Genomic DNA, 13,161 nt, shown 5'->3' on the forward strand with positions numbered 1-13,161 from the left:
CATGTTCGATTTTGACGCGCTGTCGCAAGCGATAGTCCGCCAGACAGTGCTCTGCGTCGGCGACCTGATGCTGGACGAATTCGTCTATGGCGAAGTCTCGCGCATCTCCCCGGAAGCGCCGGCGCCGGTGATCGCGGCCCGGCGCAGCGAGATCAACGTGGGTGGCGCGGGCAACGTTGCCCGCAATATCGCCTCGCTCGGTGCGAAGTGCATTTTCGTCGGGCTGATCGGCAACGACGTCGCGGGCGAAACGCTGAAGGCCGAACTGGCCAAGGAAGAACAGATCGAACCTGTTCTGGTGACCGATCCGGCGCGACCGACGACACGCAAGGTGCGCTTTGTCTCGGAGCATTTCTCGACGCACATGCTGCGGGCGGACTGGGAGCTGTCGGCGCCTGCTTCGGAAGTCACCGAACGCAAGCTGATCGATGCGGTCGTCAGCGCGCTGCCGCGGGCAGACATCGTGCTGCTCTCGGACTATGCCAAGGGTGTGCTGACCGCGCGGGTGATCCGCAATGTGATCGACGCCGCACGCAAGCTCGGCAAGCCGGTGATCGTTGATCCGAAGAGCGCGAATTTGGCGATCTACCGCGGGGCCACACTGCTGACGCCGAACCGTAAGGAATTTGCCGAGGCGACACGGCGTCGTATCCAGTCCGATGCCGATATCGCCGATGCGTCCATCGAAGCGTTGCGCACCGCAGACGCCGAAGCCGTGCTGGTGACCCAGAGCGAAGACGGCATGACGCTGGCGCACCGCGATGGCAGTCTGATTCATGTTCCGGCGCAGCCCGCGAAGGTTCGCGACGTGTCGGGCGCCGGTGATACGGTGGCTGCTGTCCTGGCCGTGACGATGGCGGCAGGAACGGATTGGGACACATCGCTGCGCTGCGCCACTGCCGCGGCTGCGGTGGCCGTCAGCAAGCCGGGCACGGCAACAGTGTCCCTTGCCGAATTGCGGCGGAAGATTCTGCCGCATGCCTCGCTCGCCGCGGAAGAGAAAATCGCTTCAAGCGCGGCGGACCTCGATGAACATCTTGCCGAGTGGCGCGCGCAGGGATTGCGCGTCGGCTTCACCAACGGCTGCTTCGATATTCTTCATCCGGGCCACGTGCGTGTGGTGACGCAGGCGCGCGCAGCATGCGACCGTTTGATTGTTGGCCTCAACAGCGATGCATCGGTCCGGCGCCTGAAGGGCGCTGAGCGGCCGGTGCAGGATGAGCGGGCCCGCGCCGAAGTGCTTGCGGCGCTCGAGGCGGTCGATCTGGTCGTGATTTTCGAACAGGACACGCCGCTGGAACTGATTACGCAGATCAAGCCGAGCGTGCTGGTGAAGGGCGGAGATTACACCCGCGAACAGGTGGTCGGCCACGAGATCGTCACTGCCAACGGCGGTGAGATCGTGCTTGTCGATATCCTGCCGGGGCACAGCACAACCTCGCTGGTCAAACGCGCGCGAGAAGGCAAGGCATGAGCGCGAACGCGTCAAATCTCGCGACAAGCGTCTCGCCGTCGATTTGGCGCAATACGGCTGCCTGGACCAAGGCAGCTGATATCGCCGTGGTCCTCATGGCGGCCTCGCTGCCATGGTCGACGTCGCTCGTCGCGATCTTTGCCGTGGTCTGGCTTCTGGTGTTGATTCCGACGATCGAACTGCGCGATTTCACCGAAACACTACGGCGGCCGGCCTGTTTTCTCCCGGTTCTGCTTTTCGCGCTGGCCGTCATCGGCACGTTGTGGTCGACGGACATTCCATGGGCCGCGCGCCTGCAGGGCATCAACCCGGTTGCGAAGCTGATAGCGATTCCGATCCTGATACGTCACTTTGAGAAATCCGGACGAGGCCTCTGGGTTGCGCTCGCGTTCCTCGCGTCATGCACGGCCGTCATGCTGGCATCCTGGCTGATGTTCATGGATCACCGGCTGGCTTTCGATCCGATGCGTACGGTTGGTGTTCCGGTCAAGAACTACATCGCGCAAAGTCAGGAATTCGCGCTCTGTGCGTTTGCTGCGTTCGGGGCCGCGGTCTACTTGCTGAGAGCGCAAGGGAAGATCTGGGCTGTTCTTCTGATTGTTCTGGGCATCGGTTTTCTGGCCAACATGGTGTTTGTGGCGAGTTCGCGAACGGTATTCGTCTGCATTCCAGTGCTGTTTGTCGTTTTTGCTGCGAAGCACTTCAGCCGCCGCGGCTTTCTGTTGTTGATGGCTGTTGTCGTTGCCGCCGGCGCGATTGCATGGAGCTCATCGCCATATCTGCGGATACGAACGGCCATGATTGGTATCGAGTACCAGAATTATCGTGACTCGAACGCTGTGACCTCTGTGGGCGAGCGGCTCGAGTTTTGGCGCAAGTCGATCAAATTCGTCGAGGAGGCGCCGCTTGCCGGCCACGGAACGGGTTCGACGAAAACTCTTTTCACTCAGGATGCGGTGGGGCAAACCGGCGCGTCGGCTCAAATCATCGGCAATCCGCACAACCAGACCCTCAATGTGGCGGTGCAGTGGGGACTGATAGGCGTCTTCGTGTTGTATGCGATGTGGTTTGTGCACCTGAAGATGTTTACGGGTGCAGGACTTGCAGCCTGGGTAGGTCTGGTTGCTGTCGTTGAGAATTTTGTCAGCTCACTGCTGAACTCGCACCTCTTCGACTTTCATGAGGGCTGGATCTACGTGCTGGCCGTGGGAGTTGCGGGTGGCATGGTCATGCGCGCGCAGACGCGCGGTGCACACGCGGGGCAGGCGTAGTCATGGCCGGACTGTCCCAAATCAGATTCCCGCGCCTCACCTGGCGAAATCTGCTGATTATCATTCATGACGTGCTGGCAACGATCTTCGCAGTCGTTGCGAGCTTTTATCTCAGATTTGAGGGCAGCGGCCTCGTAGAGCGCCTGCCGCTGCTGCTTCGTATCCTGCCGTACTTCGTCCTTTTCAGCATCGTGGTCTGTTACGTTTTCCGGCTGACGACGACCAAGTGGCGGTTCATCTCGCTGCCGGACTTCTTCAACATCGTGAAAGCATCAACGGTGCTGGCGCTGATGCTGCTGGTGCTGGACTATATTTTCATCGCGCCGAACGTCTATGGCACGTTCTTTTTCGGCAAGACGACGATCATTATCTATTGGTTCCTGCAGAACTTCGCGCTTGGCGCCCTGCGCATTGCCTATCGCTATTTCCGCTACACGCGAACGCTGAACCAGGCACGCAGCCTTGACGCTGCGCCGACGCTGCTGGTCGGGCGCGCCGCCGATGCCGAGGTGTTGCTGCGCGGTATCGAGAGCGGCGCAGTGAAGCGGACATGGCCGGTCGGCGTGTTGTCCCCATCCATCTCGGATCGCGGGCAATCGATCCGCGGCATTCCCGTGCTCGGTGGAATCGATGATCTCGCCGATATCGTCGATGATTTCTCGCGCCGGGAGAGACCTCTGGAGCGCCTGATCATGATGCCGTCGGCGTTCGAGGCGGATGCGTCCCCGGAATCGGTGCTGACGCGAGCACGCAAACTTGGACTGACCGTCAGCCGTCTGCCGTCGCTTGAGGGGAGTGGCGAGGCGCCACGTCTCGCGCCGGTTGCGGTTGAGGATCTGCTGCTGCGTCCGAGCGTGAAGATCGACTATCAGCGCCTCGAAAGCTTCGTGAGGGGGAAGTCTGTCGTCGTCACCGGTGGCGGCGGATCCATCGGGTCGGAGATCTGCGATCGCGTCGTCACGTTCGGTGCGTCGCGGCTGCTCATTGTCGAGAATGCAGAGCCCGCGCTTCACGCGGTGATGGAAGGCTTGATTGCCAAATTTCCTACAGCGGTGATCGAAGGTCGCATCGCCGACATTCGCGACCGTGGGCGCATCGTGCATCTCATGACCGAGTTCAAGCCGGACATCGTCTTTCATGCGGCAGCGCTGAAGCACGTTCCGATCCTTGAGCGCGATTGGGGCGAGGGCGTCAAGACCAACATCTTCGGTACTGTGAACGTTGCAGATGCGGCGGTAAGCGCCGGCGCCGAAGCGATGGTGATGATCTCCACCGACAAGGCGATCGAGCCGGTCTCGATGCTGGGTCTGACCAAACGTTTCGCCGAAATGTACTGTCAGGCGCTCGACCGGGATCTGATGCATAAGGCAAACGGCAAGGCGCCGATGCGGCTCATTTCGGTTCGCTTCGGCAACGTCCTTGCCTCAAACGGATCGGTGGTGCCGAAGTTCAAGGCACAGATCGAGGCCGGCGGGCCGGTGACCGTGACGCACCCCGACATGGTCCGCTACTTCATGACCATTCGCGAGGCGTGCGATCTGGTGGTGACAGCAGCAACCCACGCGCTTGATCCGGTGCGGCCCGACGTATCGGTTTACGTGCTGAACATGGGGCAGCCGGTGAAGATCGTGGATCTTGCCGAACGGATTATCCGGCTGTCAGGTCTCCAGCCGGGCTACGACATCGAAATCGTATTTACTGGCGTCCGGCCGGGTGAGCGCCTGAACGAGATTCTGTTTGCCCATGAAGAGCCAACCGCTGAAATCGGCATCGCGGGAATCGTCGCGGCGCGTCCCAATGAGCCGCCGCTCGACACGCTGCAAAGATGGCTGTCCACGTTGGAAAAGGCTGTGGCCAGTGAACAGCGCAGCGTAATTGTGGGCGTCTTGAAGGACGCGATCCCGGAGTTCAAGAGCGGGGCCGCGTAGGTTATCTGAGAGGCTCGCGTTGCCGAGAGAACCGGCTGAGCACCAACGCCACGGCGCTTAATCCCAAGAGAAGCGTCATTCCCTGAACATAGGGCGATTTCAGCCAGATCGTCACGGCGGCAAGAGCTGCGAGAACGATGTTCAGGACAAAGACCTCGCCGACGACCTGCGTCACGCTGAAGCCGTTGTTTGTCGCCTGCTGGTAAAAATGAGACCGGTGAGCGATCCAAACCGCTTCCCCCCTCATCAGGCGCCGAAAGAGCGTGATCGTCGCGTCGGCAAGATAGTACAGCGGCAGCAAGAGCGCGGCGAGCAGGTGGCCGTGTCCGGCAAGCTGAAGCAGGCACCATCCCATCAGCAAACCGATCGGCAGGCTGCCCACATCGCCGAGAAAGAGTTTCGCGACAGGTTTGTTGAACGGCGCGAAACCGATCATCGCGCCGCAGAGCGCGAGCGCGACAATGGTCGGGCCGGGAGATAGTTCGCCGTAGAAGCCAAACAGCGCGAGCGCAGCCGTGACAGGAACGGTCTCCGCGACGGTGATCCAGTCGAGACCGTCCATGAAGTTGACAAGATTGACGAACCACAGTCCGCCGATCAGCAGCAGGGATCGCTCCAGCCAAACGGGCAGGGTCGGCACAAGGTGGAATTCAGCGGGAAGCGTTGCGAGGACCATGCCGACGGCAACCGCCTGCATCAGGAGACGAGGGCCCACTGGCATCGTCCGTAAGTCGTCGTAGGCACCGACCAGGGCGAGCAAGATAGTCGCAGCGAAGATCGCGAACAGCGAAGAAACATTCGCCGCGCCAAAAACAGATGCCGATACGGCGACCGAGGTGATGACGGCGATGATCACCGCTGCGCCGCCGCCTTGCGGTGTCGGTACGCTATGCGACGAGCGCGCATTCGGCCGTGCCAGCGCGTAGCGCTCCAGCAGAGGGTGCAGCACGATAATCAGTACTGAGCAGAGGATGCAGGCTGCTAGCGGCGTTGCGATGGTCAGCAATGGATTCATGAAATGAAGGCCATCCGGTCAGCGCCTGATGCCGATGGCACACCAGTAGGGCACGCGTTCCGAGAAGCGGATGTCCTGAAATCCTGCGGCTGTCAGCATGTCTTTGATCTGCACGCGCGTGAAGCGCTGTTCGAGGCGCGTGCAGAACCGGTCATAGGCGTCGGTTCTCATGACATAGAAGGCGCGATGCTTGTAGGATTCCAGCGGCAGGGCTGCGGCGGAGAATCCGAGCCGCTCGACAAGGGCAGCAAGGCGGGCGAGCGGCCAGTAAACGATCACCGCAATGATCTGGCTGATCCACAGTCGCGGTTTTTCCGGAAGAGCCGAGATCACAACCCGGAAGAGATTGCTGAATTTCCAGAGCGCGCGATACCAGGCCGGCCGGTTGTCGAGGGCATAATAGAGATAGATCAGGAAGGGCGCGCCCGGCTTGAGTTTCGTGGAGACCTCGCAAATCGCGGCCTGAGTGTCGGGCACATGGTGCAACACGCCCAGCGAGAAAGCGAAGTCGAGCGAACTGTCCGGCAGGGGAAGTTCCCCAACGCTGGCATGATGAAACGTTACGTTCTTTGTCGCGGCCAGATTCGCGCGAGCCACATTCAGCGCATCGGCACTCGCGTCGAGGAGATGGAGGTGTCCGACGCGAGGAGCGACCATGACGGACCACCGGCCGCTGCCGCATCCGACATCCATGCCGACCGCGTTGGCAGGCAAGCGGTCCCAGGGGAAGATATGGAAATAGGACTCAAAGATGGCTGCCCTGTCGTCGGCTGAAAATGCATCGTCTCCCTGACGGAAGGTCGACCATTCATGGCCGAATCCGGCGGCAACCGCGGGGTCGACATTGCTGGGCGGACGATCAGGCATGAATTCTCATATGGTTGCCGGTGCGAGGACTTATGTAATGCGTGCATGGCTGCGGAGTGTTTAGTCAAACTCGGAAGACGTGACAACGTCCTCAGGTCTGCAACGGTTCTCATAAATCATGGGCTGGGCTGTTCCCTGTCAGGCGGGGCGTTTTTTCAAGCCCCTGACGGCGCTTTTCATCGGCACGTCAAAGCGATAGTAAGGCGACCGGAATGTCGGGGAGTGAGTAGCTTTGGTGGCTATTCGGTTGCTTCAAATGCTGCTCGCGGCTGCGCTGCTTAGCGGGTGTACGTTCTTTTTCGACGTGCAGGACTCCGTTCAGGCGGACCCCCAGCCGGACTCCCGGCAACAGCAGGTCATCTTCAGAGAGATCCAGCGCATTACACAATCGATGAAGCAGGTCGGTCCTTCGGAGATTTCCAACGTCGGGCCGAATGAAGCGCAGTCGGGGCCCGAAAAATGGACGGTTTGCTCACGCGCTAACTTTGGCAACGAACAGCGTTACTTCACGTTCTTTCTGAAGGGCGAAACCGTTGCCAACTGGCGGCCTGCGGTCATCAATGACAAATGCGAGGTGCGCAATTTTGTACCGCTGGAGCAACGGTAGCTAAAGCTATCGAATGCGCTGCAACTGCTCTTCATAGAGGGCAACAGTCGCCGCGCCGATGGCCTGAGCCGACATCTTGTCGACGACGAGTTGCCGGGCTGCTGCTCCATAGCGGGCTCTCAACTCTTGCGAGCCCGCCAGTTCACTTATTGCGCTGGCCAGCGCCTGTGGGTCCTCAATCGGCACCAGCAGGCCCGTTTCTTGATGTTTCACGATTTCCCGGCAGCCGGGGGCATCGGTCGCAATCATGGACCGGCCGCAGGCGGCTGCCTCGAGCAGGCTCTTGGGCAGTCCTTCGCGATGAGACGGCAGGGCTGCGATATGAGAGTCGCGCCATAGCGAAGCGATATCGTTGATCTGCCCCAGCCATGTGATGCCCGGCTCACGGCCCCATTGCTGCGCCTCTTCAAGCGTTACTGAATCAGGATTTGCGGGATCCGGAGTGCCGGCGATCAGGAGCCGGATATCCTCACCCCGGGTCCGCAGGATCCGGTGCGCAGCAACCAGCGCGCGAATGCCTTTGGCAGTGAGCAGCCGCCCGGCAAACCCCACGGTGATGGGGCCGTCGGGCTCGGGCATCGGCATCAACTTGTCCGTGTCCACACCCGAGCCCGGGATGCGAGCAAGGCGGCGGGGAGCAATGCCAATTGTCTCAAGGGCGGCGCGGTCATCCGGATTTTGTACGAGAAAGACCGCGTGATCCCGATTGAGAAAGAAGCGGAGCGCGATCGCGATAACGATCCGGAGAAAAAGCGCCTTCGCGGTTGTCGACGTAAACGCGTAACCGAGCCCGGTCATCGCGTTGATCTGTGGCGTCGTCATTCCCAGTGACGAGATCCCTCCCAGCACGCAAATTTGCATGCCCACATGGTGCACGATCGCGGGGGAAAGATCGCACTTGATCTGGCGCAGCGCCATGATGGTCGAGATCGCGCCGAACGGCGACAGGCCGCCGCGTCGCAGCGGCATGGGGTGTATCGTAAAGCCCTCGGAACGGATCGCATCGGCATTCGATCCGACAGACGCCGCCACGTGAACGTCAAAACCCGCATCGCGAGCGGCGCGGGCCATCGGAAGCCGGTGGGACAGGAAGGCCTTGTCCTCGGTGACGACGTAGAGCAATTTCATGGACGATGAAGACGATGCCGTCATTGGAGGGGGCACGGGGTACGAAACATCCGGAAACTATATCGTTTTCACGGATTGTGAAATATGGCTTTCATGCGGGATAACATCTAAAGCCATGATGTCGGGCTCATTCCAGGCGCGATGCATTTCGTCAGATTGTCGGTTGGGTGACGCTGCATGTCTTCAGAAACATATCCGTCGCTTGTACCGGGCTCAGCGCCAGCGCCTGCGTTAAAGCAGGATGCTGGCCGAATTCCGTCGCTCGACGCATTGCGCGGCATCGCCATATTGATGGTCATCTTTGGTCATTTCATTCCCGCCCGGATAGCGCTAGGCGAAGCGTCCTATCACGTAAGCTCGCTTGGGCGCGGCGGCGTAATACTGTTTTTTCTCCTGAGCGGCTATCTGGTTTTCCGAAACATCGAGAGACAAGACGCGATTACCTTCATTTCCCGGAGGCTGTTCAAGATTTTTCCGGCCTATTGGGTCAATGTCTTATTGATCGCGGTTTTCAGCTTTCTGGCGGGTACGAAATTTTTCCCGCTCGATGTCGTGCTCGGCAATTTCTTCATGGTGCAGGATATCTTTCACAAGGAGTCTTTGAGCGGCGTTTACTGGACGCTGCTGATCGAAGTGAAGTTCTACCTGTTTCTGGTACTGCAATATTTTCTTCTGCGGGGACGCGGCATTCTTCTTGTCCTGGCCGCGCTGGTTTGCGCGGATGCTGCGGTCTGGTTCGTGCGCGGGCACGCAAGCCTGCTGTTGATGTTCTTCCCGGCCTTCTACGTGGGCATTCAGGTCAGGCAAGCTGAGACTGCAGGCTGGAGCCGTTTGGCCATGCTGCAGGTTGCCGGCGTGAGCCTGGTCGTTGCCGCAAGCCTTCTTGTTTTCGATGACTACTATGGGAAATGGTCGGCGGCTTACGTTATTGGCGAAGCGGTGATGTTGGTTGCATTCCTCCGCGTCGGGGTGTCGAGTTCGATTCTGGGTTTCTTCGGCCGCATCTCGTACAGCCACTATCTTTATCACATGACGGCAGGTTACGTTTTTCTGTCGTTGTTCCCCCCGTCCGATGTTCTGTCGTTCAATTTGATGGTTGTCATGCTGGTGATCGCTCTCACCACCGCCATCGCCTACGTCTCATATCGTCTGGTGGAAGTCCCCATGGTTGCTTTCGGCAAGAGGCACGAACACCTGTGGATACGCCGACCCGCCCGCGCGGTGCCCTGATTTACTCCTCAGCCTTCCGATTGAGGCTTCAGGCCGCGTAAGGGCTTTGGGCGGGGCGTGGCCCAAGCGTCGATAATTAATGATTATTATCAGTCATTTAATCTGCGATGAGGTCGCTAAACTTGACGTTCATCGGGTGAACACGATAAGGAGACGGTTGCAGGAGTGAAGCAATGGAGCGAGCGTTTTCCGAAAGCGAGCGCGAGGAAGACAGCGACCGGATCATTCTCGGTCTCCTGAATTCCGTGGAGCAGGACGGTGCGCGCTCGCAGCGGCATTTTGCAGCCGAGCTCGGGATCGCGCTCGGCCTCGTGAATGCGTATCTCAATCGCTGCATCAAGAAGGGCTTGGTCAAAGCCAGCCAAGCGCCCGCGCGCCGTTATGCCTATTACCTCACGCCGCAAGGTTTCGCCGAAAAATCCCGTCTCACGGTCGAATATCTGTCGTCGTCGTTTGGATTTTTCCGAAAGGCAAAGGCGGATTGCGTGAAGGCACTTGAGATGGCGAAGGAGCGTCACCTCAAGCGGCTTGTTCTGATCGGCGTTTCGGACCTCGCGGAAATCGCAGCGATATGCGCGATAGAGAGCGGCATTGTTCTGGTCTGCACGGTCGATCCATCAAACAAGCAGGATCGCTTCGTCGGCCTGCCGGTGGTTGCCGACCTTGACGCGATCGACGAGCACGTGGATGGCGCGCTCGTCACTGCGCTGGTGTCATCACCGGCAATCGATGCTCTGGTCGGAAACGCGCGCGAGAAATTCGGTGCTGACGCTGTTCTGATTCCGGAACTTGTCGATTCGCGGCCGCGGAAGGCGAGGGAGCGCTCCGCATCATGACAATATCCTCGAATTCCGCGTGGTATGTCGCCCAGACTCAAATCCAGTCGGAAGCAAAGGCCAGCGCCAACCTTGTCCAGCAAGGTTTCGAGGTTTACGTGCCGCGTTATCTCAGGACGGTAAGGCATGCGCGACGCGTGAATGTCGTCAAAGCTCCGCTGTTTCCAAGCTACATCTTTGTCCGGATAGATATGGAAACCCAGCGCTGGCGCGCGATCAATTCGACAGTCGGGGTCAAGCGTCTGGTCGGACATGAGGGGACGCCTGCGCGGATCGCGACGGATGTCGTTGAAGGTCTCAAGGAGCACGAGCAGGCGGACGGTTTCATGTCGATGATGTCTCCGGCTGTGCGTTTCAAGGCTGGTGACGCTGTTCGTATCTTGCGCGGTGCGTTTGATTCCTGCCGCGGAATATTTCAGGCCCGGACGGACAACGAGCGGGTTGAGATTTTACTTGAAATGCTCGGCCGTAAAGTTCGTGTCGTGACGGATGCGCAACTGATTGAACCGGCGTGATGGCATCGTGCCCGCGCCCGGTGCCGTCGCAACCGCAATAATCGGAAAACATCGTGACTTCTACGTCATACCATTTCATCAAGGATGCGTGGGCGACCTTGCGCTGGAAGCTGCCGCTGCTTGCGCTGCTGACTTTCGCCAATGCGCTTCTCGAAGGAGCGACTGTTGCCGCACTGTTGCCGTTGCTCGCGAGCCTAGGCGGGGAAAGTGCCTCCAGGCCGGATCGCATCAGCAAAATACTTGATGAAGGGATGGGTTGGTTCGGCTTGTCGCCGACGGCTGGAACCATCGCTGGATTGATCGTCGTTTTGATCGCCGTCAGCGCGGTGACTTTTATCATTCAATCTTATGTCGCTTCGCGGCTGCAGGCGCGCTACGTGGCATCCTGGCAGCGCCGGATGTTTTCGGCATTTCTTGCCGCCGACTATGACTTCTTTGTTTCGCGCAGGACTGGTGATCTGGTTGCTGCCGTTACCAACGAACCGTGGCGGATCGGTCTGGTTTTCTCGCAGGTCAATCTCGTCATCGCTGCGATGCTCTTTATCTTCGTGCAGGTCGTCATCGCGCTTTTCATCGCGCCGGTGGTCGTTGGTCTGCTGGTTGTGGTCGGTGCGTCGCTGTTTGGTATGACACGCTGGTGGACCGTGCGGGCTGCGCACTTCGGAACCGAGCTTACGAAGGTCAATGCCGACCTGACGGTCGACACAAGCGAGATCGTCGGCGGTGCGAAATTCGTCAAGGCGACAGCGACGGAAGCTCGTGCATTCGATCGCTTCGCCGGTTCTGTCAACCGGCTCGAAATTCTGTCGTTCGGGAACGCATTCGACAGCCAAATCGTGCGCGCGATCTTCGAGTACAGCGGCGGGCTGCTTGTTGTTGGGCTTCTTTTTCTTGGCCCCAAATTCCTGTCTGTTGATGTCGGCGCTATTCTGGTGATTGTTGCCATTTTTGTACGGCTTTTTCCCAAGATCACGGGACTGCGCCAGAATCTTCAGATCGTCGATTTTCACATTCCAGCGTTTGGAATTGCATCGGCGTTGCTTCGTGAAGCAGAATCGAAACGCGAGGCGGCCTCTGTTGGGAAGCCGGATGGATGGCCACCGGAGGTCGTGCCTGCTTCCATCGCGCTGGACGGTGTGTCGGTGACGCTCGGCGAGCGGGCGTTGCTGACGGGCGTGAACGTCGAAATTCCAGCCGGCGCATTTGTTGCGTTTACCGGTCACACCGGGGCAGGGAAAACGACGTTGATGGACTGCATTCTCGGTCTGCGGCGGCCGACATCGGGTGTGATACGCGTTGATGGACATGCGCTGGACACTTTGCCGAGCTCGGCGTGGCGGAAAGGCATCGGCTATCTCGGACAGGATCCGATGCTGTTCAATTCCAGCATCGGGGACAATCTGCGCTGGATCAGGCCGCACACAACCGACGACGAAATTCACGCGGCGCTGGAAGCCGCTGCCGCGGACTTCGTCCGCAATCTTCCGAATGGACTCGGAACGATTGTCGGCGACCATGGCAGCAGGCTGTCTGGCGGTGAGCGTCAGCGCATAGCACTCGCGCGCGCCTTGCTGGGATCGCCGCGCCTTCTCGTGCTTGACGAGGCGACAAGCTCGCTGGACGCGGAAACCGAGGAAATCGTAACCAGGGCGCTGATGCGGCTGAAGGGCCGGATTACGATTGTTGCGATCTCGCATCGGCCGGCTTTGGTGCGCGAAGCTGATTTCGTCATCAATCTCGGCAACGGCCGGGCAGAGCGGATTGAAACACCGCTTGTTCAGCTGGCCGCTGACTAAGATCCCGTCCTCTGAGACCGGTATACATACTCATCGCAACCTGAACCAAATATTCCGCTCGACTTTGGCCGGGCAAAGACGCGCTCTGCCTTGAAGCCGAGGGCCGCAAGGTGACGATCCACCTCCGGGGCAAGCGCTGATTCATATGGATAGCCGCCGAGCCAGTCATGAACGTCGTGATCGAAATCCATGCCGCGCCGTGAGGTGTAGTTTGCGATGTAATCCGCAAACGGTCCCTGCCGGGTCATGGCTCGTGCAAGGCGGAACGCGCCGATATATCCGCTCTTGATTGCATTCTGGATGAACGGCGGAGCACTCGTGTAAAGACGTTTCTCGAGCTTCCAGAACGGGTCTAAAAGCGTTTCGCGATAGAACGCGACTGCGAGGAGGCCGCCCGGAGCGACGAGCGCGGCTGCCTTGTCCAGTGCTTGCCACATATCGCCGGTGTGATGCAGCACGCCCCAGTGACCGGCCCCCACTGAGTGGTCCGATCG

General features: G+C 59.5%; 11 protein-coding genes and 1 pseudogene. 8 read left to right on the plus strand and 4 right to left on the minus strand.

Features of this window, described 5'->3' with window-relative positions; all coding sequences use genetic code 11:
- The first annotated feature begins 1 nt into the window (after position 1).
- From rfaE1 to I554_RS0115485, 3 genes are read left to right on the plus strand one after another with little or no spacing between them, the layout of a single operon-like run.
- A complete protein-coding gene (rfaE1, locus tag I554_RS0115475) occupies positions 2-1,474 on the plus strand; it encodes a D-glycero-beta-D-manno-heptose-7-phosphate kinase (RefSeq protein ID WP_024574739.1) in 1,473 nt (490 codons plus the stop codon).
- Positions 1,471-2,745, plus strand: a complete 1,275-nt coding sequence (locus tag I554_RS0115480; protein ID WP_024574740.1) for an O-antigen ligase family protein — start codon at positions 1,471-1,473, stop codon at positions 2,743-2,745. Before rfaE1 ends, I554_RS0115480 begins: the two co-directional genes overlap by 4 nt.
- 2 nt (positions 2,746-2,747) lie before the next feature.
- The gene (locus tag I554_RS0115485; protein WP_024574741.1) at positions 2,748-4,673 is read left to right on the plus strand and encodes a nucleoside-diphosphate sugar epimerase/dehydratase; all 1,926 of its coding nucleotides are present in this window, start codon (positions 2,748-2,750) and stop codon (positions 4,671-4,673) included.
- 1 nt (position 4,674) lies between these two features.
- Here the strand turns inward: I554_RS0115485 and I554_RS0115490 are convergent, their stop codons facing one another.
- Positions 4,675-5,688 carry a glycosyltransferase family 4 protein gene (locus I554_RS0115490; RefSeq protein WP_024574742.1) on the minus strand — a complete coding sequence of 338 codons (1,014 nt, stop codon included), beginning with the start codon at positions 5,686-5,688 and terminating at the stop codon, positions 4,675-4,677.
- 18 nt (positions 5,689-5,706) lie between these two features.
- Complete coding sequence (locus I554_RS25645) at positions 5,707-6,555, minus strand: class I SAM-dependent methyltransferase (protein ID WP_024574743.1); 849 nt, start codon at positions 6,553-6,555, stop codon at positions 5,707-5,709.
- 256 nt (positions 6,556-6,811) lie between these two features.
- Between I554_RS25645 and I554_RS0115500 the strand changes: the two genes are divergently transcribed.
- Complete coding sequence (locus I554_RS0115500) at positions 6,812-7,162, plus strand: hypothetical protein (protein WP_244432759.1); 351 nt, start codon at positions 6,812-6,814, stop codon at positions 7,160-7,162.
- A gap of 6 nt (positions 7,163-7,168) precedes the next feature.
- Here I554_RS0115500 and I554_RS0115505 read toward each other — a convergent pair whose 3' ends face one another.
- Complete coding sequence (locus tag I554_RS0115505; RefSeq protein ID WP_244432760.1) at positions 7,169-8,290, minus strand: glycosyltransferase family 4 protein; 1,122 nt, start codon at positions 8,288-8,290, stop codon at positions 7,169-7,171.
- A gap of 177 nt (positions 8,291-8,467) precedes the next feature.
- Here I554_RS0115505 and I554_RS0115510 point away from each other — a divergent pair, with 177 nt between their 5' ends.
- The 4 genes from I554_RS0115510 (at position 8,468) to I554_RS0115525 (ending at position 12,667) form a co-directional block, all read left to right on the plus strand.
- The gene (locus I554_RS0115510) at positions 8,468-9,520 is read left to right on the plus strand and encodes an acyltransferase (protein ID WP_024574746.1); all 1,053 of its coding nucleotides are present in this window, start codon (positions 8,468-8,470) and stop codon (positions 9,518-9,520) included.
- Between the two features lie 173 nt (positions 9,521-9,693).
- On the plus strand, positions 9,694-10,356 hold the full coding sequence (locus tag I554_RS0115515; protein WP_024574747.1) for a winged helix-turn-helix transcriptional regulator: 663 nt from the start codon (positions 9,694-9,696) through the stop codon (positions 10,354-10,356).
- Positions 10,353-10,871 carry a transcriptional activator RfaH gene (locus tag I554_RS0115520; protein WP_024574748.1) on the plus strand — a complete coding sequence of 173 codons (519 nt, stop codon included), beginning with the start codon at positions 10,353-10,355 and terminating at the stop codon, positions 10,869-10,871. The genes I554_RS0115515 and I554_RS0115520 overlap by 4 nt, the downstream gene beginning before the upstream one ends.
- Positions 10,872-10,924: 53 nt before the next feature.
- On the plus strand, positions 10,925-12,667 hold the full coding sequence (locus tag I554_RS0115525; protein ID WP_029659522.1) for an ABC transporter ATP-binding protein: 1,743 nt from the start codon (positions 10,925-10,927) through the stop codon (positions 12,665-12,667).
- Here the strand turns inward: I554_RS0115525 and I554_RS27315 are convergent.
- Positions 12,664-13,161, minus strand: a pseudogene (locus tag I554_RS27315) (class I SAM-dependent methyltransferase); the annotation flags it as partial. The gene I554_RS0115525 and the pseudogene I554_RS27315 overlap by 4 nt on opposite strands.

The organism is Afipia sp. OHSU_II-C1, from assembly GCF_000497575.1.
Lineage (GTDB): Bacteria > Pseudomonadota > Alphaproteobacteria > Rhizobiales > Xanthobacteraceae > Afipia.

What these genes read in the sequence shown, in the direction of transcription:
- rfaE1 (WP_024574739.1), top strand. Translation starts at nt 2, where the DNA reads ATGTTCGATTTTGACGCGCTGTCGCAAGCGATAGTCCGCCAGACAGTG.
- I554_RS0115480 (WP_024574740.1), top strand. Translation starts at nt 1,471, where the DNA reads ATGAGCGCGAACGCGTCAAATCTCGCGACAAGCGTCTCGCCGTCGATT.
- I554_RS0115485 (WP_024574741.1), top strand. Translation starts at nt 2,748, where the DNA reads ATGGCCGGACTGTCCCAAATCAGATTCCCGCGCCTCACCTGGCGAAAT.
- I554_RS0115490 (WP_024574742.1), bottom strand. Translation starts at nt 5,688, where the DNA reads ATGAATCCATTGCTGACCATCGCAACGCCGCTAGCAGCCTGCATCCTC.
- I554_RS25645 (WP_024574743.1), bottom strand. Translation starts at nt 6,555, where the DNA reads ATGCCTGATCGTCCGCCCAGCAATGTCGACCCCGCGGTTGCCGCCGGA.
- I554_RS0115500 (WP_244432759.1), top strand. Translation starts at nt 6,812, where the DNA reads ATGCTGCTCGCGGCTGCGCTGCTTAGCGGGTGTACGTTCTTTTTCGAC.
- I554_RS0115505 (WP_244432760.1), bottom strand. Translation starts at nt 8,290, where the DNA reads ATGAAATTGCTCTACGTCGTCACCGAGGACAAGGCCTTCCTGTCCCAC.
- I554_RS0115510 (WP_024574746.1), top strand. Translation starts at nt 8,468, where the DNA reads ATGTCTTCAGAAACATATCCGTCGCTTGTACCGGGCTCAGCGCCAGCG.
- I554_RS0115515 (WP_024574747.1), top strand. Translation starts at nt 9,694, where the DNA reads ATGGAGCGAGCGTTTTCCGAAAGCGAGCGCGAGGAAGACAGCGACCGG.
- I554_RS0115520 (WP_024574748.1), top strand. Translation starts at nt 10,353, where the DNA reads ATGACAATATCCTCGAATTCCGCGTGGTATGTCGCCCAGACTCAAATC.